The sequence below is a fragment of the Thalassotalea psychrophila genome (genome assembly GCF_031583595.1).
GTDB classification, from domain to species: Bacteria; Pseudomonadota; Gammaproteobacteria; order Enterobacterales; family Alteromonadaceae; genus Thalassotalea_A; species Thalassotalea_A psychrophila.
In genome coordinates this window covers 4,653,846-4,674,395 of record NZ_CP134145.1, presented here as the reverse complement: position 1 = coordinate 4,674,395, position 20,550 = coordinate 4,653,846, and the positions used below count along the sequence as shown (strand labels likewise).

Below are 20,550 nucleotides of genomic sequence, written 5' to 3'. Positions count from 1 at the left end.
TGATTCATTCATAAATAGGATTTTTGATGAGCGCTCTCACCTCCGGTGTTATTTTTCTTAGCGCTGCCGTTATAGCAGTTCCCATTTTCACCCGCTTTAAACTCGGTGCCATTTTAGGCTATCTCGCTGCTGGTTTAATTATTGGCCCATCAGTATTAGGGCTTATTAATGACCCAGAGCAAATATTACATTTTGCTGAATTAGGCGTAGTGTTTTTATTGTTTGTTATTGGTCTTGAGTTGGAGCCAGAAAAACTGCTCAGAATGCGCAATCAAATCTTATTTATAGGTGGTGGCCAGTTGCTATTTTGTGCCTTAGCAATCACTGCAATATTATTACTGCTTTCGTTTGATTGGAAAATTGCCCTTGTTTTAGGCTTAGCTTTTGGCTTGTCATCTACCGCCTTTGCAATTCAATTAATGAAAGAAAAACGTTTACTAACAACGCCATTAGGGCAAAAAGGCTTTTCAATTTTACTGATGCAAGATTTAGCGGTGATCCCTATCTTGTTATTAGTAGCCGCACTCGCTGGCTCAAGTAACCCCAATGAACCTGCTTGGTATATCAGTGTGTTAGTTATTGTTGGCGTATTATTTTCAGGTCGCTATTTAGTTAACCCGTTACTGCGAATTATGTCTCGTTATGGAAATACTGAAGTGATGACTGCAGCGGCATTATTAATTGTTATTGCTACGGCTTTGGTAATGCAATTAGTTGGTTTGTCTATGGGCTTAGGGGCATTTATTGCCGGAATTTTACTGGCAAACTCAAGCTTTAGGCACCAACTAGAAGTTGAAATAGCACCGTTTAAAGGCTTATTACTTGGTTTGTTCTTTATTGCCATTGGCATGAATTTGGAACTCGATTTACTGATTGCTCAGCCGGTGGTTATTATTGGTGCAAGTTTAGTGTTAATTACCATTAAAACAGCCATTATCTACGGCCTTTTAAGGTTTAACAATCAAGCGGGCACACATCCTTTGCGGCTAGCATTAATGTTGTCACAAGGTGGTGAATTTGCCTTTGTAATATTTAATTTAGCTGTTGCCGACTCGTTGTTACCTAATGAGATAGCCGGACAAGCTACGTTAATTGTTGGTATTTCAATGGCATTAACATCGCCTTTAGTGATCCTTTATGAAAAACTTCAGCAGAGAAAAACAGCGACTCCCGAGTATGATACAGAAACAGATATTTTAGAGCCTGAGGTCATTATTGCTGGCTTTGGTCGTTTTGGACAAATTACTGGTCGTATATTGACCGCCAACAATATTCACTTTACGGCGCTTGACAATAATGCAGAACATATTGAATTTATAAAGCAATTTGGCAACAAGGTGTTTTTTGGTGATGCTACTAATTTAAGATTATTAAAGGCTGCAGGTATTGAACATGTGCGCATTATGTTTATTGCCGCTGACTCTGATAAGCATGGTTTCGATATCGCAAAAACAGTAAAAGAACACTTCCCGCATATAAAGATTATTGCTCGTGCTAAAAGCCGCTTTAGTGTACTTAAATACCGAGATATTGGTGTTTATACTAATGTAAGAGAAATGTTTGATAGCAGTTTAACTGCGGCGCAAATAGTGCTTGAAGAGTATGGATTTGATAAAGCAAAAGCGAAACATTTGGTGAAAGTATTTAAAGCGCATGATGAAGAAATGCTAGAAAAATCGTATCAAGGCCAAAATAAATTCGATATAAAAGAGTTAATTAAGGTGAGTAATCAGGGGCGAGCCGAGCTCGAAACATTATTTAAACAAGATCATGATTAGTAAAATATTAATTAGCAGCTGCTTTTTAGGTAATAAAGTTAGGTATGACGGCAAGACTAAATCTATTGTTGATCCCCAAATTACTACTTGGCAACAACAGGGCTGTTTAGTTGTTATTTGCCCTGAAGTGTCCGGCGGTTTGTCTGTGCCAAGAGCTAGAGCCGAACAAGTTGGCAATAAAGTGATTGATGAGTTTGGTGTCGATGTTAGCGAGCAATTTCAGCAAGGAGCCAAACACGCTTTAGGTCTATGCTTACAACATCAGATAAAATTTGCCCTTCTCAAAGAATACAGTCCATCATGCGGAAGCAATCAAGTTTATAATGGTGACTTTAATGGCACTAAAGTTAATGGCAAAGGCGTTACTGCACAGTTACTAAGTGATCATGGTATAGCTGTTTACAGCGAGTTAACACTTGCACAATTAATTATTGACTACAATAGAGCGTAAGAGTTTAATACGGTCATACTCAAAAAGAGAATCCCCTATGAACAAACTAATTTTTATCCTTTTTCCTATAGCCCTACTTTTCTCATGTGTTCAAACAGATGACAACGAACAAGTACAAGCTAGCGACGCCCAGTTGTTACAAATTATTGATGAGCAAAAAACGTATCAGGACTCATTAAACCCATTTAAAAAAGAAAACAATATTCTTTATTATGATGTATCACCAGAAGCGCTGGCGAAAGATCATGAAATAACGGCTGGTATATATCAACGCTTGCAAGCTATCGATAAATCTACACTAAGCTTTGACAACCAAATAAACCATACTATTTTGGCTTATAAATTAAAAAATGAAATCGATTCCTATCAGAACTTTGATCATTATTTGCCGATAACTGCCGAGGGTGGATTTCATGCCTACATGACTTTTATGGTGAACCGCTCAACGTTTAAATCAAGTGAAGATTATCAAACTTATTTACAGCGATTAATTGCCTTAGATACGTATTTTGAACAGCAAACATATTGGATGAAGAAAGGCTTGGAGTCAGGTATAAGCCAGCCACAAGTCGTATTAGAAGGTTTTGAATATAGTATTAGTTCACTAATTGTTGAAGACGTGACAAAAAGTGAGTTCTATCGTCCTTTTATAACAATGCCGGATCATATATCGACTGAACAACAAGACGAATTAAAACAACAAGCGCAAAAAATAATAAGTGAAAATATTAACCCAATGTATCAGCGTTTTTATGATTTTATGGTTAATGTTTACATTCCTAACGCACGTCAAACTATTGCCGCCAAAGATTTTCCTAATGGCGCAGATTTCTATCAAAATAGAATTGAGCACTACACTACATTAACGATGAATGCTGATGAAATTCATAATGTTGGTTTAAAAGAAGTCGCAAGAATTCGTGCTGAAATGGAAGAGGTGATAAAGGAAGTTGAATTTAAAGGTAGCTTTGCTGAGTTTGTTGAATTTTTAAGAACGGACCCACAATTTTATGCAACCACACCTGAGCAGTTACTTAAAGAAGCCTCTTATATTGCGAAAAAGATGGATGCCAAGTTGCCATCTTTATTTAAAACTCTACCCCGTACGCCATATGGTGTAATACCGGTTCCGGCAAGCCTAGCGCCTAAGTATACAACTGGGCGTTATTCTGGCCCCAGTCGTGACGATCAACCAGGTAACTACTGGGTAAACACTTATGCCTTAGATCGCCGACCTTTGTACGTATTAGAAGCGCTTACGTTGCATGAAGCTGTTCCAGGACATCACTTACAAGGTTCAATTGCTCGAGAGATGGAGAACGTACCTGAGTTTCGTAATGAGACCTATATTTCAGCTTTTGGTGAAGGATGGGGTTTATATTCTGAATACTTAGGAATTGAAGCTGGTTTTTATCAAGACCCGTATTCAAGATTTGGTCGTTTAACTTATGAGATGTGGCGGGCTGTGCGTTTAGTGGTTGATACTGGCATGCATATGAAAGGTTGGACAAGACAGCAAGCTATGGACTATCTAGCAAGTAATTCGGCATTGTCATTACATAATGTTCAAACAGAAATAGACCGTTATATTTCGTGGCCAGCACAAGCGCTATCGTACAAGCTTGGTGAAATCACCATTAAAGCATTACGAGTGGAAGCAGAGCAAGCGTTGGGAGAACATTTCGACTTACGTGAGTTTCATGATGAAGTATTGAAAAATGGTGCAATACCATTGTCTTTACTAGAAACAATAATTCGAGATTATATTGCCCAAAAGCAGGCTGAAATCGACACTCTAGTGTCGTCCTGAATTCATTTCAGGATCTTAGGGCCTTAAGTTTTGTATGTTGGCATGGACGCTGACATTATATTTAGAAACGAGAAACGAGAAACGAGAAACGAAGTCAGAAAGTCATTGGAAAATGGTAGAAGATAAGACAAGGCACGCAAAGAAACAGTCATAACAAGGATTGCTAATAAAGATAAGCCCCCGCAATATCTTAGTCGGCAGTCCCGCTGTCATTGATACTTTTTAAACTGCAAAAATATCTTTAGACCGGTAACTTTGCGTCCCCAGTTTTCACTAGGTTTGCCTTGGACGAGCTAAGTAGCCCTAACTGTGATTATAGTCAAATTAACCTTGCTGTAAACCTTTTTACAAAAAAATCATGATAATTAGCGAGTTTTCCTTGATTTATAAGGGTTTATACGGGTTTTAATGGCATACTAAACAAGCCCGAAAATAATTAGGAAACTTAATGAGTAAAGTATTAGATGAGCTGTTAGGCCTGTTAGAGTTAGAGAAATTAGATGACAATTTATTTATTGGCCAAAGCCAAGATCTAGGCTTTAAAGCGTTATTTGGTGGACAAGTTATCGGACAAGCGTTGTCTGCGGCTAAACAAACATTAGCGCAAGAGCGCCAATTACATTCTTTTCATTCCTATTTTCTTCGTCCCGGCGATGCTAAAAAGCCGGTTACCTATATTGTAGAAATAACCCGTGATGGTAGAAGCTTTAGTACTAGACGAGTGCAAGCGATGCAAAATGGTAAGGCCATATTTAATTTAACCTCTTCATTTCAAATCGAAGAGCTTGGCTTTGAGCATCAAGATGAAATGCCTTCGGTTGTTGGCCCAGAAGGGCTTGCTACTATTCAAGCATTACAACTGCAACATAAAGATTCTATTCCTGTGGCTATGCACGATACAATTTTTGCCGAGCGACCAATTGAGTTTCGTCCAGTGAAGGAATATGACTGGTTAAAGCCAAAAAAATCATCATCAAAAAATCAAGTATGGATGAGAGCTAAGGGTGAGATCCCCAATGACTTACGTATTCATAAATACTTACTTGGCTATGCTTCTGACTATAACTTTTTACCAACGGCAGTACACCCACATGGGCGCAGCATTTGGTCAAGAGATTTCCAAATTGCAACCATAGATCACTCTATGTGGTTTCATCGTGATTTTAAATTTGACGATTGGTTGTTGTACGACATTGATAGCCCTTCAGCAAGTGGTGGCCGAGGTTTAGTGCGCGGCAAGATATACAATCAACAAGGTCAGCTTGTTGCATCTACCGCGCAAGAAGGCGTAATAAGACAGTATTAATAGTGAAAATTAATACTGACTAGCTGATATTTTTTAATCTGGATGAATCACGATCTGGCTTGCCAATCGTGTCCTGTAGGTGTTTGGAATACTCTTAATTCAAACAATGGTGCTATGGCAAACAAGTGATCAAAAATATCTGCTTGAATCGCTTCATAGTTTACCCAATTAATATCATTACTAAAAAAGTATAATTCTAAAGAAACGCCTACTTCGGTAGGCTTTAATTGCCTTACCATGCAAGTCATATCGTTATGAACGTTCGGGTGCTCTTGTAAATATGCTGCTATATACGCTCTAAATGTGCCGATATTAGTTAGACGTCGGCTATTTGGATTAGTTATGTCAGCAATACCTTTCTGTTGATGAAATTCGTTAATATCATTTTGCTTGGTATTAATATATTCATTTAAAAATTCAAATTGTTGTAAATTAGCTAATAACTCAGCAGAGCAAAAATGGATACTCGAAATATCGATACTGATGCTTCGTTTTATTCGTCTACCGCCAGAGCTAGACATACCGCGCCAGTTTTTAAACGATTCGCTTATTAATGCATAAGTTGGAATAGTGGTAACCGTATTATCCCAGTTTTGCACTTTTACCGTATTTAAAGCGATTTCTAATACATCACCATCGGCGCCATATTGTGGCATTTCAATCCAATCTCCAGGAGCGACCATTTTATTGGCAGAAATTTGAATACTGGCAACTAAGCCTTTAATTGTATCTTGAAACACTAATAATAAAACCGCGGTTAGTGCGCCTAAACCACTGAGTAAATATATTGGTGACCGATCTATAAGAATCGAAATGGCTAATATTGTCGCGACTAAGTAAATAGCAAGCTTTAGTAATTGAATAGTGGCGTTCAGTGGCAGATATTTTTCTTTACTTGATTCTTGAAATAAGCTGTTAGCTACGTTTAACAAAGCACTTAAACTGCGTGCTACCTGTAATGCGATGGCGACTTTCGCAAATATGGCTAAGGCGTCTACTAATTGAGGATTTTCACTGATAAAAAATGGCATTAGCGCCAATAATAAAACCGCTGGAATTAACCAGGAAATTCGGTCAAAAACTTTTTGTGAAATTAATAAATCATCCCATTGATTATTGGTCCTAGTAACCATTTTATGGACAAATTTAAGCACGAAATGTTTAGCTATATAAAAGCTTATCCAGCAAATCGTTAATAAAAGCACTAAACCAATAGCTGCTGACACTGGCAAAATTAACCGCTCACTAAGGCCGGTCATTGTTAACCACTGTTGAATGAGTTCAGACATATTTTCTCTTAATTTTTCAACTATTTAATTATTATTCAGATTAACGCTGATTTTGACGCTAGGCAATAAAAATAGCATTAAGTGTATCTTTTTGTATTTTTTGATGATTTTTTCTAAATTATGGTTAATTAATCTATGCATTTTTAAAAAGTTATTTGATCTTCAGGTCGCGATCTGTTTTCTTAGGGGGAGCTAATAAAAGTACGGGTTGAGGAATGAATTTTAAACGAGTTGTGATCAAGGTAGGCAGCGCTTTAGTTGCTCCAGATGGTAAAGGTTGTAGTGGTAAATATTTGCTGGCTATTGCCCGCTTTATTACCGAATGCCACCACAGAGGCAAAGAAGTTATTTTAGTATCTTCTGGCAGTGTTGCGGCTGGACGTCAGTTAATACATCATGGCTCTCCCAACCCTTCTATTGCAACAAAACAAGCTATGGCCTCAGTCGGGCAAATGCAAATGATGGCGAATTGGCAACGCTTTTTTGATACAGCTTGCTCGCAATTACTGATCACTCATGGTGACTTAAAAGACAGACAGCGTTATATCAACATTAAAAACACCTTAAGGATATTACTAGAGAATAATATTCTGCCGGTAGTGAATGAAAATGACACCGTTGCAACTCAAGAGTTGAAAGTAGGCGATAATGATAATTTAGCCGCATTAGTCGCTATGGTGAGCGACGCTGACTGTTTATTTATTTTAAGTGATGTTGACGGTGTATTTGACTGCGACCCGCGATCTAACCCCGAAGCAAAACTGTTTAGTGAAATTGATACCATTGATGATGCTCTATATGACATGGCGGGCGGTACATCTAATCATATTGCCACCGGCGGAATGAAAACCAAAATTCAGGCCGCAGAAAAAGCCATAGAACATGGCATTGAAACCTATATTTTAAATGGCAGTAATTCCGGTATTTTTGAAAAATTATTACGTGGCGAAAACCCGGGCACTCGTTTTATCGCTAAACACACTGCGGTAAAAGCAAAAAAACATTGGTTAAAGCATACCTTAAAAAGCCATGGTTCAATTGTGATTGATGATGGCGCAATTAATGCCTTGTTAAACAAAGGCGCATCGTTGCTTGCTAGTGGTATAACCGAAATTTGGGGTGATTTTGCTAAAGGCGAGTCAGTAAATATTACTGCACATTGCGGCACGCGGGTATTGGCAAAAGGTATTAGTCAGTACAGTAGTCAGGATTTGGCTAAACTTAAAGGTAAGAACTCGTCTGATTTTGAGCAAATTTTAGGTTATTGTCAGAGTAAAGAAATTATCCATCGCGACGATTTGGTGCTGATGGAAAGTATAGAAAGTTAATTAAGTAGAAAATTATGAGTAGTGATACAACATTTGATATTGCCAAGCTTGCCAAAAAAGCAAGACAAGCTTCATTGCAAGCAGCACAATTAAATAGTGAAATAAAAAATAAATTATTAACGGCTATGGCAAGTAACCTTATTGCCAATGAAAGTACGATAATTGCTGAGAATGCCAAAGATATTAGTGCCGGTGAAGCTAAAGGTTTATCCACAGCCATGCTTGACCGTTTGTTATTAACTTCTGAGCGTGTTCAGGGCATTAGCGATGCTATCATTGATATTGTAAACCTGCCTGACCCTGTGGGCAGCCGCTCTGCAATGACTAACCGACCTACTGGTATTGAAGTTGGAAAAATGCGTATCCCATTAGGGGTAATTGCTATGATTTATGAAGCACGTCCTAATGTTACAGCTGAAGCAGCTGCACTTTGTTTAAAGTCAGGTAATGCTGTTATTTTAAGGGGGGGCAGCGAGGCTTTGCATAGTAATTTAGCTATTGCCGCTATTTTACATGACACATTAAAAGAGTTTTCACTACAGCCTGATATGGTTTGTGTAGTACCAGACCCTGATCGAAGTGTTATCGAAAAACTTCTAACCTTGAATCAAGATATTGATTTGGTTATTCCCCGCGGTGGCGAAGGGCTGATTCGCTATGTAAGTGATAACTCTCGTATTCCAGTTATTCAGCATTTTAAAGGTGTTTGCCACCTTTTTGTGGATAAGTATGCAGATATCAACAAGGCTGTTAATATTTTAGTTAATGGTAAAACCCAAAGGCCGAGTGCTTGTAACTCTTTGGAAACATTACTAGTACATCAAGATATTGCCGACGAGTTTTTACCTATTGCAGCAACTGCATTGGCAGAGTTCAGTGTTAAAGTACATGCTTGTGAGAAGAGTATCAGTAAGTTTACCGGTGGCAGTTTAGCCACGGATGAAGATTATGATGCCGAATATTTAGCGCAAGAAATTGCTATAAAACAAGTTGCAAATTATGACGATGCTATTGCTCATATTCAACAATTTAGCTCTGATCATACCGAAGTTATTGTTACTCAGGATTATTCTCGCGCAAACGAATTTGTGCGTCGAATTAATTCGTCGGTAGTGATGGTGAATGCTTCATCAAGGTTCTCTGATGGTGGTGAGCTTGGTTTAGGCTCAGAGATTGGTATTTCTACCAGTAAATTACACGCATATGGACCAATGGGACTAGAAGCTTTGACTACAGAAAAATTTATTGTCTTTGGTGAAGGTGCGGTCAGGAAATAGAGCTTAGGACTAACTCCTTTGCAGGCATAACACCGCGCATCTTACAAGTGCACGTTACTTCCTGATGAGGTCCCGGATGTCGCTTGAGCTCCTCCGGGATGACGTGGTGTAAGTTAACATATACCGCGTTTATCGGTGATTTTTCATAGAACGGCCGCTTATCTAGCAGCAGTCATTTCTTTACAAACCGCAGAGCCTAATAACTTAACTAATTGCTGTTTACGATCTTCACTGCCCAATGCCCACATTAGCTTGGTGCTTGCCGCTTCTGGGGTCATATCTCTACCATCAATAATAGACTTAGAGCGTAAGTTTTTACCTGCTTCATAACGATGAATGTCTAAACTACCGTTGTAAACATCGGTCACAATTACCGCACATTTAAAGCGATTATTGGTTTGTTGCTGCGCTTGTTTAACAACGTCGGCCAAATTGAAACTATCGGGTGCAGTACCACTACCAAATACACGTAAAACTAAGCCTTCAATGTCACTACCTATGATAATTTTTAATAGTAGCTCACCGGTAAAGCCAGGGTTTAAATTCATGCTCAATACTTTATCGCTAAAGCCTAACGAACTAGAATTTAATGGCGGATAGCTATTTGGTAAAGGGCGAAGTTGCTCAGTAAATATAGTTGGTACAGGAAACAGCTCTCCTAATATTTGTGCATTAGGGGTAGAAAACCCAACGGCTGAACGGGTTGAAGATTTTCTCGAACGATTGCCACGCAATAATTGTCCAGCAAAACAAATCATCACTTCTGATAATTGTGGTAATGACTTCCCTGATTGGTCTGCAACATAAAGTGCTAGACGCAAGTTTTGTAAGCCATCGCTGCCGGGCTTACTTAAAGGCACTTGCGCGCCAGTTACAACTACAGGCTTGGTATTTTGTGCTAAACAAAAAGATAGAGCAGAAGCGGTATATGACATAGTGTCGGTGCCATGCAAAATAACAAAACCATCATAATCATCGTTTAGATTTATGATCATGCTAGCCATCGCATCCCAATGTCTAGGCCCTATTTCACTTGAATCACTGGTGCCAAGTACATCACCATTAGCTAATGTTAATGGTTTCACTTCAATGGTTGAACATAAATCACTGGTTAAGTCTTTGATAAGCTCGACCAGAACTTCGCCTTTACTAGCCTGCAATTCGCCGGTGGCTTTTGCCGCCATAGTAATAGTGCCGCCGGTATTGATAACCAGAATTTTATTAATAGGATTGTTCATTTATCTATCTTTGCTGAAATTGACATTAATTAGTACTTGGCGCACATTCTAGGTGAATTCTCTAGCAAAGCAATTATTTATTGGGCTTTTGGTATGAGTTCAAGCTAAAGATAAAAGTAGATATTTTGTTAGAAAATTTAATAAGAGAGGAATTAAAAAACTGCCTGCAGAGTATAAACACCCGTAACCATTAAAGGTACGAGCATTTATAAACTGCAGGCCAAGGAGTAAACCTTTATAGCTTCAGTGTGATTGCTTACTGATTTGCTTCAACAATACGTTTCATATCAGTCATGTAACCACGAAGCTTGTGACCAACAACTTCAACTGGATGGTTACGAATTGCTTCGTTAACTTCAATTAAACGTACGTTATCAACGCCATTTGACGTAGAAGCAATGCCTTCACCTAACTCTTCAACAGTTAAGTTTTTAGCAAAATCAGCAAGTAATGGAACTGCAGCATGAGTGAATAAGTAGTTGCCGTACTCAGCGGTATCAGAAATAACTACGTTCATTTCATATAACTTGTTACGAGCAATACAGTTAGCAATAAGTGGCGTTTCATGAAGCGACTCATAGTAAGCAGACTCTTCGATAATGCCAGCAGCAACCATAGCTTCGAATGCTAACTCAACACCGGCTTTGATCATTGCAACAACGAAAATGCCTTTGTCGTAATATTCTTGTTCAGTAATTTCAGTGTCACAATCAGCAGCTTTTTCAAACGTTGACTCTGCTGTTTCAGCACGCCACTTTAATAAGTTAGCGTCATCGTTATGCCAATCAGCCATCATAGTCGATGAGAATTCACCTTCGATGATGTCGTCCATGTGCTTGTTAAATAATGGGCGTAAAATTACTTTTAATTCTTCAGACATATCAAACGCTTTAATTTTTGCAGGGTTTGATAAACGGTCCATCATGTTAGTGATGCCGCCGTGTTTTAAGCCTTCAGTAGTAGTTTCTAAACCGTACTGTAATAATTTACGTGCGTAAGCTGCGTCCATACCTTGAGCAATAAGTTGTTGATGCCCTAATACCGCTGCAGTTTGCAACATGCCACAAAGAATAGTTTGCTCGCCCATTAAGTCAGACTTAACTTCAGCAATGAATGATGACTCAAGAACACCAGCACGATCACCACCAGTTGCAGAAGCATATGCTTTAGCGATGGCAAAACCATTACCTTGAGGATCATTTTCTGGATGAACAGCAATTAACGTTGGTACACCAAAACCACGTTTGTATTCTTCACGTACTTCAGTACCTGGACACTTAGGTGCAACCATAACAACAGTAATGTCTTTACGAATTTGCATGCCTTCTTCAACAATGTTGAAACCATGAGAATAAGCTAAAGTTGAACCTTGCTTCATTAATGGCATTACCGCAGATACTGCAGAAGTATGCTGTTTATCTGGGGTAAGGTTTAATACTAAATCGGCTTGCGGGATTAATTCTTCGTAGTTGCCAACAGTAAAACCATTTTCAGTGGCCCACTGCCAAGATTGACGTTTTTCAGCAATCGCCGCGTCACGTAATGCATAAGAAATGTTTAAACCAGAATCGCGCATGTTTAAACCTTGGTTTAAACCTTGTGCACCACAACCTACAATTACGATATTCCAACCTTTGATGAAATTACAACCATCGCTGAATTCGTCACGTTGCATGAAACGACATTTGCCTAATTGCGATAATTGCTCGCGTAAACTTAAAGTATTGAAATAATTGGCCATGAGGCGCTCCTAAATATTGGGGCTACGTATTTATCGTAGCGATAATTTAATATACGACAATGTAGTGATTGCTTAAAGTGATATATATGCATTACTATGTTGCATAATGTGAAACAATGTAACTCAAACTTAGGTGTAGCAAGGATATGGATATAAAATCTTTACAGGTGTTCACGCATTTAGCGAACAGCCTACATTTTGGCCAAACGGCTCATGCTCATCATGTCAGTCCATCAACGCTATCTCGCATGATCCAACGCATAGAAGAGGAGGTTGGTTGTAAGTTATTACAACGGGACAATCGCACTGCCGTATTAACAAAAGCTGGGGTTAAATTTGAAAAATATGCCAACCAGCAGCTGCAACAGTGGCAAGAGTTTCAGGGAGACATTTTAGCCGAGCAACCACAACTGACCGGTAAGTTAAGCATTTATTGTTCAGTAACAGCAGCTTATTCGCATTTACCGCAATTACTTGATGGCTTTAGACGTTTATATCCGCAAATTGAGATCATGCTTGAAACTGGTAATGCTGAAGATGCAGTGAGTAAAGTCATTGATCGCCAGGTAGATTTTGCTATTGCTGCACATCCTGAGTCGTTGGCAAAAAGTTGTTACTTTCATTCCATAGCGCAAATTCCAATATCGATTATTGCTCCTGTAATTGACTGTAAAGTGAAGCAACAGCTTGAACAAAGACAAGTGAGTTGGCCTGATATCCCAATTATTTTGCCAGACCATGGTGCGGCGCGTGATCGCTTTGAAAAATGGTATCGACAAAAAGGTGAGGGTAAGCCCAATATTTATGCGACCGTATCTGGTCATGAAGCATTAGTGTCTATGGTTGCTTTGGGCTGTGGTGTTGGTGTGGCTCCGGAAGTCGTGTTAGAAAACAGCCCAGTGAAAGACAGAATTCAAAGACTTACCGTACCATCAGCAATGAAACCATTCGAGCTAGGTATATGTTGCTTGAAAAAGCGGATGAATGAATCCGTGATCAACGCATTTATGGCGACAGTACTAGAAGGCTAACCGGACATACTCTCAGTTAAATGTTGAATCAATCGGTCCATGGCTCGATATGATAACGCTTCAACTAAGTGTTCGCGTTTAATTTGCGGTTGTGTTTTTAAATCTGCAATAGTGCGGGCTATTTTTAATAACTTGTGGTGCGCCCGGGTTGAAAGGCCAAGCTTTTCAACGGCGAGTTCTAAAAATTCACAATCATCATCATTTAAATAACAATGCTGCTTTAGCTCTGGGCTACTTAAATGGGCATTTGCTTTTCCTTGTCTGGCCAATTGTATCTCGCGACAGTTATGCACTCTTGCCCGAATAGCCTCGCTTGTTTCATTATTGTGCTCGCTATTATTCCATAGGCCTTTCGGTAGTCGGCTTACTTCTAATTGAATATCAATGCGATCAAGAAAAGGGCCTGACAACTTATTTAAGTAACGCAGTATCTGTTCAGGTGTGCTGCGTTTATCTAAATAAAACCCGGTAGGGCTCGGATTCATTGCCGCCACAAGTTGAAACTTAGCCGGGTAAGTGGTTTTATGCATGGCTCTAGAAATGGTCACTTCACCAGACTCCATAGGTTCTCGTAACACATCCAACACTTTTCTATCATATTCAGGAAGTTCGTCTAAAAATAGTACGCCATTGTGAGCAAGCGAGATCTCACCTGGTACTGGCTGACCACCGCCACCAACTAACGCTGCAGAGGACGCGGTATGATGCGGTGCACGAAAAGGGCGTTTTAGCCAATACTGATTATCAATTGAAGTGCTACAAATAGAATGAATGGCCGCTGTTTCAAGTGATTCCGTGCTTGTCATTTGCGGTAAAATACCCGGTAGCCGGCTTGCTAACATGGTTTTACCCGTGCCAGGTGGGCCTATAAAAAGTAAATTATGGCTTCCTGCGGCGGCTAGCTCTAATGCTCTTTTGGCTAATGGTTGGCCCATCACATCAGCAATATCTTTGATGGAATCATGTAATACGTCTGCACTTAAATCTGGTTTTTCATAGTTAATTAAAGGCAGTGGTTGTTGGCGAGCAAAATGAGGGAACAGCTGTTCTAAGTGTTGTAGAGCAATAATTTTTGCATTTTCAACTCTGCTGGCGAGTTGGGCATTACCAATAGGAAGTATTAAAGTGCGCTGGCTATCTCTACTTGCAATGGCGATTGGGATTTCACCAATAATAGATCTAAGCTCGCCTGATAACGCTAATTCTCCGGCAAATTCATATTTGTGTAACTCTGCATTAGGAATTTGATTCGAGGCTGCCAGAATGCCTACGGCAATAGGCAAATCGAAATGTCCACCCTCTTTGGGTAAGTCGGCAGGTGCAAGATTTACTACGATTCTTTGACAAGGGAATTCATAGCCACAATTTATCAGCGCGCTACGGACTCTATTTTTTGATTCTTTTACAGATGTTTCCGCTAAACCAACAATTTGAAAGGCAGGTAAGCCGGCACTTAAATGAATTTCAATTGATACAAGGGGAGATTCCAGCCCTATTCGGGCACGAGTATAGATAGATGCGAGAGCCATAATAATTCCATTTAGCTTATTAACTAATCCATTAGTCATTTAAGTTTAGTCTTCATTTTAAATTTATGGGCAAAAATAATTTCTAATACGTATTTGAAATAATATTCAATAAAATAGAATAAGTATTTAAACAGGTTTTGTGTATAAAAAGCTTGTGACCACGTAAATGCTGTGTTAAAACTTAGGGACTTGCAAAATAGCGTATTAAAAAAAGCAAAAATTAATGAAAAAATTTAACCTAATTCTGATTAACCATATTGTCGTAGTGATTTATAAATCATTGCGGGTGTTGCGTTGAGTTAGTTTAAATAACCAAATATCAACCCCCCGCTTTGAGAAAACCGGGGGGTTTTTTGTATAGGGATATACTTATCCTCACGAGCCATGGATGGCATGAAATTGACTCACTTCAGGGATGATGGAATGCAAATCACCATGGTTCAGGGACGATGGAAAAATTAGTGTTTATTGAACAATCAGTAAACCAACCGCGCAGCAGGTATATGCTGCAAAAAATGCTCGCGCATAAATGCCGTTATATCTTAGTACAGATTTATAACACTAAAGGATTAATGTACCGCCTGTGGCTATGCTAAACTCAATGCATTCATTGAATTGTGTGGTCCTTATTGAGGCAAGTGTCAGTACTTTGTGACAAATTCGTTAGTTTTTGAATTGTCAATTTAGTCAAAGTATCGACATTGTTTGAATAAACGTTGAAGATCGGGCTCAACACACATTTATGATTTTATTGTTACAAATAAAATCAATTATTTAAGTATTAGGAAAGAGAAATGGCTAAAGTTAACGCTGAACAAATTTGGTTTAATGGTGAATTAATGCCGTGGCAAAATGCTACGGTACACGTAATGAGCCACGCATTACATTATGGTTCATCTGTATTTGAAGGTATCCGTGCTTATAAAACCCATAAAGGTACTTGTATCTTCCGTTTAGAAGAGCATATTGATCGCTTATTCGATTCGGCCAAAATTTACCGTATGAATATTCCATTTACGCGTGAAGAAGTGATGCAAGCGTGTCGTGATTCTGTAGCGGAAAATGGTTTAGATTCAGCTTACTTACGCCCTCTAGCATTTTTAGGTGATATCGGCATGGGCTTACGTCCGGCCGATGATGCAAAAGCTGACTTAATGGTTGCGGCATTCAGCTGGGAAGCTTACCTTGGCGCTGATGCTATGGAAAATGGCGTAAATGTTGGTGTGTCTTCATGGAACCGCATAGCACCTAATACTATACCAACGGCAGCTAAAGCTGGTGGTAACTACTTATCATCACAATTAATTTCTCGCGAAGCTGCACGCCATGGTTACACTGAGGGTATTGCTTTAGATGTTAACAATTACGTAAGTGAAGGCGCAGGTCAAAACTTATTCTTAATTCGCAAAGGCATCATTTATACACCTCCTGGTTCTTGTTCAATTTTACCTGGCTTAACTCGTGACACCGTAATTACTTTAGCAAAACAAATGGGCTATGAAGTTAGAGAAGAGCTTATTGCTCGTGAAGCGCTTTATCTTGCTGATGAATTCTTTATGTGTGGCACTGCAACTGAAGTTGTACCGGTAAGTACTGTAGATGGTATGCAAGTTGGCTGTGGTAAACGTGGTGAAATTACTAAGAAAATTCAAGATGCATTCTTTGGTATGTTCGATGGAACAACCGAGATTGCTAATAACTGGTTAGATCCAGTTAAATAATCATTTAAATTTATAGAAAAACACAAAGGAAATACAATGCCAAAATTGAAATCAGCAACGTCTACCCAAGGCCGTAATATGGCAGGTGCCCGTGCTTTATGGCGTGCAACCGGTATGACCGATGGCGACTTTGGTAAGCCAATTATTGCTGTAGTGAATTCATTCACTCAATTTGTTCCTGGCCATGTACATTTAAAGGACATGGGCCAGTTAGTGGCAGGCGCAATTGAAGAAGCTGGCGGTGTAGCGAAAGAGTTTAATACTATCGCCGTTGATGACGGTATTGCCATGGGTCACAGCGGTATGCTTTATAGCTTACCTTCGCGTGACTTAATTGCTGACTCAGTCGAATACATGGTTAATGCACATTGTGCCGATGCTATGGTATGTATTTCAAACTGTGACAAAATTACACCTGGTATGTTAATGGCGGCAATGCGCTTAAACATACCGGTGATTTTTGTTTCAGGTGGCCCGATGGAGGCTGGTAAAACCAAGCTTTCCGATCAAATCATCAAGCTTGATTTAGTTGATGCCATGATACAAGGTGCTGATCCAAAAGTATCTGACGAACAGTCTGATCAAGTTGAACGTTCTGCCTGTCCAACGTGTGGTTCATGTTCAGGTATGTTCACTGCTAACTCGATGAACTGTTTAGCTGAAGCATTAGGTTTAGCCCTGCCAGGTAACGGTTCTATGTTAGCAACTCATGCTGATAGAGAAAAATTATTTTTAGATGCTGGTAAGCAAATAGTTGAGTTAACTAAACGTTATTACCAAGATAATGATGAATCGGCATTACCACGTAATATTGCCAATAAAGCTGCTTTTGCAAATGCTATGTGTCTAGATATTGCCATGGGTGGTTCAACCAATACCATTTTGCATTTACTCGCCACAGCACAAGAAGCTGAAATAGATTACACCATGGAGGACATGGATAAATTATCACGCATTGTGCCGCAGTTATGTAAAGTTGCGCCATCAACACCTGAATATCATATGGAAGATGTCCATCGTGCAGGAGGTGTAATCGCTATCTTAGGTGAATTAGCGCGCGCTAATTTATTAACTACTGATGTGCCAAATGTATTAGGTACTACATTAGCTGATGTAATTGCTAAGTATGATATTACGGTCACAGACGATGAAGACGTTAAAAAATTCTACCGCGCAGGACCTGCTGGTATTCGTACCACTAAAGCATTTAGCCAAGATTGTCGCTGGGATACCTTAGACGATGACAGAGAAAATGGTTGTATTCGTAATCTTGAAAATGCTTTTTCAACAGAAGGTGGTTTAGCTGTACTCTCCGGTAATATTGCTGTCGACGGTTGTGTTGTTAAAACTGCGGGCGTATCAGACGATAACCTAACCTTTACTGGTCCGGCACATATTTTTGAAAGCCAAGATGCTGCCGTCGCGGGTATTTTAGATGGCAAAGTAGTGGCTGGCGAAGTAGTTGTTATACGTTACGAAGGACCTAAAGGGGGTCCAGGTATGCAAGAGATGTTGTATCCAACCACCTATTTAAAATCGATGGGTCTTGGTAAAGCCTGTGCATTGTTAACTGATGGTCGTTTCTCTGGTGGTACATCAGGCTTGTCAATTGGCCATGTTTCTCCAGAAGCTGCTGCTGGCGGCACTATTGGTTTAGTTGAGCAAGGTGATATTATTCATATTGATATCCCTAACCGTGCTATTGAAATTAAAATTTCTGCTGAAGAGTTAGCATCTCGCCGTAACGCAATGGATGCTAAAGGCGTTAAAGCTTGGAAACCAGTGAATCGAGATCGTCCAATTAGTTACGCATTAAAAAATTATGCAATGCTAGCAACCAGTGCTGACAAAGGTGCTGTTCGTAATAGAGAAATGCTTGACGGATTAGGTTATTAAATAGGTAGAAAATGGCAACTAATACTGCAACAGTGGCGCTTACACAAAAAGGAAAACAGGCGATGAGAGATATTGGTTTAGAATATTTACGTCGAATTTTAGTAGCTCCAGTGTATGATGTCGCCGTTGAAACATCGCTTACAGCTTGTACTAAATTATCAACCAAGCTTGGTAATGACATTTATTTAAAGCGTGAAGATCAGCAACCTGTACACTCGTTTAAATTACGTGGCGCTTATAACAAGCTTTCGCAACTGTCTAAAGAACAAAGTCAGTTTGGCGTAGTTGCTGCCTCTGCGGGTAATCATGCGCAAGGCTTGGCTCTAGCGGCTAAAAAGTTGGGTATAAAAGCCACTATTTTTATGCCTATTACCACGCCAGATATTAAAGTTGATAATGTCCGCCGTTTTGGCGCCGAAGTGCGCTTAGTAGGTAAAAGTTTTAACGAAGCCCAACAAGCTTCAATGGAATATGCAGAGCAAGAAAATAAAACCATTATCCACCCGTTTGATGATCCGGATGTTATTGCTGGGCAGGGCACTGTTGCAAAAGAATTAATGCAACAACTGCCTAATGCTGACGTTGTCTTTATCCCTGTGGGCGGTGGTGGTTTACTTGCTGGTATGGCTGTTTATTTAAAGCAGCTATCTCCAAATACTAAAGTTATTGGTGTTGAAGCTGAAGACTCAGCGTGTTTAGCTGCAGCGATGGCCGCTGGCAAGCCAGTAGATTTAGATCATGTTGGCTTATTTGCTGATGGCGTAGCGGTTAAACGAATTGGCACCCATACTTTTTCACTGATTAAGCACTTTTGTGATGACGTTATTACAGTGTCTAGTGATGAAATTTGTGCATCAATAAAAGATATCTTTGAGCAAACTCGTGTAATTGCCGAACCAGCTGGCGCTTTATCATTAGCGGGTTTAACTAAATATTGCCAAACTAGTGCAGGTAATGAAAAACTCGCGGCGGTGTTGTCTGGCGCTAATATGAATTTTCACTCGCTTCGTTATGTTTCTGAGCGTTGTGAACTTGGTGAGCAAAAAGAAGCAGTACTCTCGGTAGTGATTCCTGAAGAAAAAGGCAGTTTTCGTCATTTTTGCCAAGCTCTAAATGGTAAAGCCATCACAGAATTTAACTATCGCTATGCTGATCAATCGCAAGCTCATATCTTTGTTGGTGTACGTTTAAGTGAAGGTAAAGCAGAGCTTGAACAGCTTATTGATGATCTATCAGCTCAAGGTTATGAAGTAAGCGACTTTACTGATAATGAGCTGGCTAAATTGCATGTACGTTACATGATCGGCGGGCAAGCAACTGCTCCCCAAAATGAACGATTATTTAGTTTTGAATTTCCTGAATACCCAGGAGCATTGGAAAAATTCTTAGATACTTTAGGTGAATTATGGAATATATCGTTATTTCATTATCGCAACCACGGTGCTGCTTTTGGTCAAGTGTTGGCTGGTATAGAAGTTAATAATGACAACCAGTTAGCCTTTTTTCGTCATCTAAAAGACTTAGGTTTTAACTATAAAGAAGAAACCGACAATCCTGCTTATCAAGCATTTTTGAGTAAATAATGTTACTACTAACCTTAACCAAACTAATTGGTTAAGGTTATGTTAACAACTTAGCGTATTGTTTCTTTACAGCAATAAGTCGCCATTGATAGGGGTGAATTTATCACATGCTATTAGTAATGAATTTGCGGTAAGTTGTTCAACCCCAACTACTTCTACTTCACATTTAAATTTACTACGCAGTTTATTTACCAATAAATCAAAGTCACCATCACCTGACAACAAAATGACTTTGTCGGCTTTAGGCCCATATTCAATCGCATCTAACGTTATTCCTACATCCCAATCGCCTTTCGCACTGCCATCTTTGCGTTGAATGTATGGTTTAAGTTTCACTTCAAAGCCAATCGCTCTTAATATATTTTGAAATTGGCGCTGTTTTTCATTGCCTGAATCTATCGCGTACGCATTGGCTTTAATAATTTGATGATTAGCACCAGCATATGCCCAAAACGTATTATAGTCAAAGCTGCGGTTAAAACCTTGGCGGCAGGTATAATAAATATTTTGTACATCGACAAAAATGGCGACTGTTTTTCCATTGGCTTCAGGCATTAAATTTTCAAATGTTT

15 protein-coding genes and 1 riboswitch are annotated in these 20,550 nt (G+C 39.3%); of the genes, 10 read left to right on the top strand and 5 right to left on the bottom strand.

Annotated elements, in window-relative coordinates:
• Window positions 1–26 precede the first annotated feature (26 nt).
• From RGQ13_RS19525 to tesB, 4 genes are all read left to right on the top strand, one after another.
• Window positions 27–1,778 carry a monovalent cation:proton antiporter-2 (CPA2) family protein gene (locus RGQ13_RS19525; RefSeq protein WP_348391401.1) on the top strand — a complete coding sequence of 584 codons (1,752 nt, stop codon included), beginning with the start codon at window positions 27–29 and terminating at the stop codon, window positions 1,776–1,778.
• A complete protein-coding gene (locus tag RGQ13_RS19520) occupies window positions 1,774–2,229 on the top strand; it encodes a DUF523 domain-containing protein (protein WP_348393441.1) in 456 nt (151 codons plus the stop codon). Before RGQ13_RS19525 ends, RGQ13_RS19520 begins: the two co-directional genes overlap by 5 nt.
• A gap of 37 nt (window positions 2,230–2,266) precedes the next feature.
• Window positions 2,267–4,039 carry a DUF885 domain-containing protein gene (locus tag RGQ13_RS19515; RefSeq protein WP_348391400.1) on the top strand — a complete coding sequence of 591 codons (1,773 nt, stop codon included), beginning with the start codon at window positions 2,267–2,269 and terminating at the stop codon, window positions 4,037–4,039.
• A gap of 193 nt (window positions 4,040–4,232) precedes the next feature.
• Window positions 4,233–4,333, bottom strand: a riboswitch (cyclic di-GMP riboswitch).
• A 154-nt stretch (window positions 4,334–4,487) separates the two neighbouring features.
• A complete protein-coding gene (gene tesB / locus RGQ13_RS19510; RefSeq protein WP_348391399.1) occupies window positions 4,488–5,345 on the top strand; it encodes an acyl-CoA thioesterase II in 858 nt (285 codons plus the stop codon).
• Window positions 5,346–5,392: 47 nt separating this feature from the next.
• Here tesB and RGQ13_RS19505 read toward each other — a convergent pair whose 3' ends face one another.
• Complete coding sequence (locus RGQ13_RS19505) at window positions 5,393–6,634, bottom strand: mechanosensitive ion channel family protein (RefSeq protein WP_348391398.1); 1,242 nt, start codon at window positions 6,632–6,634, stop codon at window positions 5,393–5,395.
• Between the two features lie 215 nt (window positions 6,635–6,849).
• Between RGQ13_RS19505 and proB the strand changes: the two genes are divergently transcribed.
• Together proB and RGQ13_RS19495 are read left to right on the top strand one after the other, a co-directional pair.
• Window positions 6,850–7,962, top strand: a complete 1,113-nt coding sequence (gene proB, locus RGQ13_RS19500) for a glutamate 5-kinase (RefSeq protein WP_348391397.1) — start codon at window positions 6,850–6,852, stop codon at window positions 7,960–7,962.
• A 14-nt stretch (window positions 7,963–7,976) separates the two neighbouring features.
• Complete coding sequence (locus RGQ13_RS19495; RefSeq protein ID WP_348391396.1) at window positions 7,977–9,239, top strand: glutamate-5-semialdehyde dehydrogenase; 1,263 nt, start codon at window positions 7,977–7,979, stop codon at window positions 9,237–9,239.
• A gap of 158 nt (window positions 9,240–9,397) precedes the next feature.
• Here RGQ13_RS19495 and RGQ13_RS19490 read toward each other — a convergent pair whose 3' ends face one another.
• Together RGQ13_RS19490 and ilvC are read right to left on the bottom strand one after the other, a co-directional pair.
• Window positions 9,398–10,477 carry an asparaginase gene (locus RGQ13_RS19490; RefSeq protein ID WP_348391395.1) on the bottom strand — a complete coding sequence of 360 codons (1,080 nt, stop codon included), beginning with the start codon at window positions 10,475–10,477 and terminating at the stop codon, window positions 9,398–9,400.
• A gap of 256 nt (window positions 10,478–10,733) precedes the next feature.
• Window positions 10,734–12,218 carry a ketol-acid reductoisomerase gene (ilvC, locus tag RGQ13_RS19485; protein ID WP_348391394.1) on the bottom strand — a complete coding sequence of 495 codons (1,485 nt, stop codon included), beginning with the start codon at window positions 12,216–12,218 and terminating at the stop codon, window positions 10,734–10,736.
• Between the two features lie 146 nt (window positions 12,219–12,364).
• Between ilvC and ilvY the strand changes: the two genes are divergently transcribed.
• Window positions 12,365–13,249: an HTH-type transcriptional activator IlvY gene (ilvY, locus tag RGQ13_RS19480; protein WP_348391393.1), complete on the top strand. Its 885-nt coding sequence runs from the start codon at window positions 12,365–12,367 to the stop codon at window positions 13,247–13,249.
• Here ilvY and RGQ13_RS19475 read toward each other — a convergent pair.
• A complete protein-coding gene (locus RGQ13_RS19475; RefSeq protein ID WP_348391392.1) occupies window positions 13,246–14,778 on the bottom strand; it encodes a YifB family Mg chelatase-like AAA ATPase in 1,533 nt (510 codons plus the stop codon). The two genes, ilvY and RGQ13_RS19475, sit on opposite strands and share 4 nt — an antisense overlap.
• A gap of 794 nt (window positions 14,779–15,572) precedes the next feature.
• On the opposite strand from RGQ13_RS19475, the gene RGQ13_RS19470 reads away from it, so the two are divergent.
• From RGQ13_RS19470 to ilvA, 3 genes are all read left to right on the top strand, one after another.
• Window positions 15,573–16,499, top strand: coding sequence for a branched-chain amino acid transaminase (locus RGQ13_RS19470; protein ID WP_348391391.1), 927 nt, complete (start codon window positions 15,573–15,575; stop codon window positions 16,497–16,499).
• Between the two features lie 36 nt (window positions 16,500–16,535).
• Window positions 16,536–18,395, top strand: coding sequence for a dihydroxy-acid dehydratase (ilvD, locus tag RGQ13_RS19465; RefSeq protein ID WP_348391390.1), 1,860 nt, complete (start codon window positions 16,536–16,538; stop codon window positions 18,393–18,395).
• 62 nt (window positions 18,396–18,457) lie between these two features.
• A complete protein-coding gene (gene ilvA / locus RGQ13_RS19460; protein ID WP_348393440.1) occupies window positions 18,458–19,978 on the top strand; it encodes a threonine ammonia-lyase, biosynthetic in 1,521 nt (506 codons plus the stop codon).
• A 66-nt stretch (window positions 19,979–20,044) separates the two neighbouring features.
• On the opposite strand, the gene RGQ13_RS19455 is transcribed toward ilvA, so the two are convergent.
• A complete protein-coding gene (locus RGQ13_RS19455) occupies window positions 20,045–20,533 on the bottom strand; it encodes a LabA-like NYN domain-containing protein (protein ID WP_348391389.1) in 489 nt (162 codons plus the stop codon).
• Window positions 20,534–20,550: the final 17 nt, after the last annotated feature.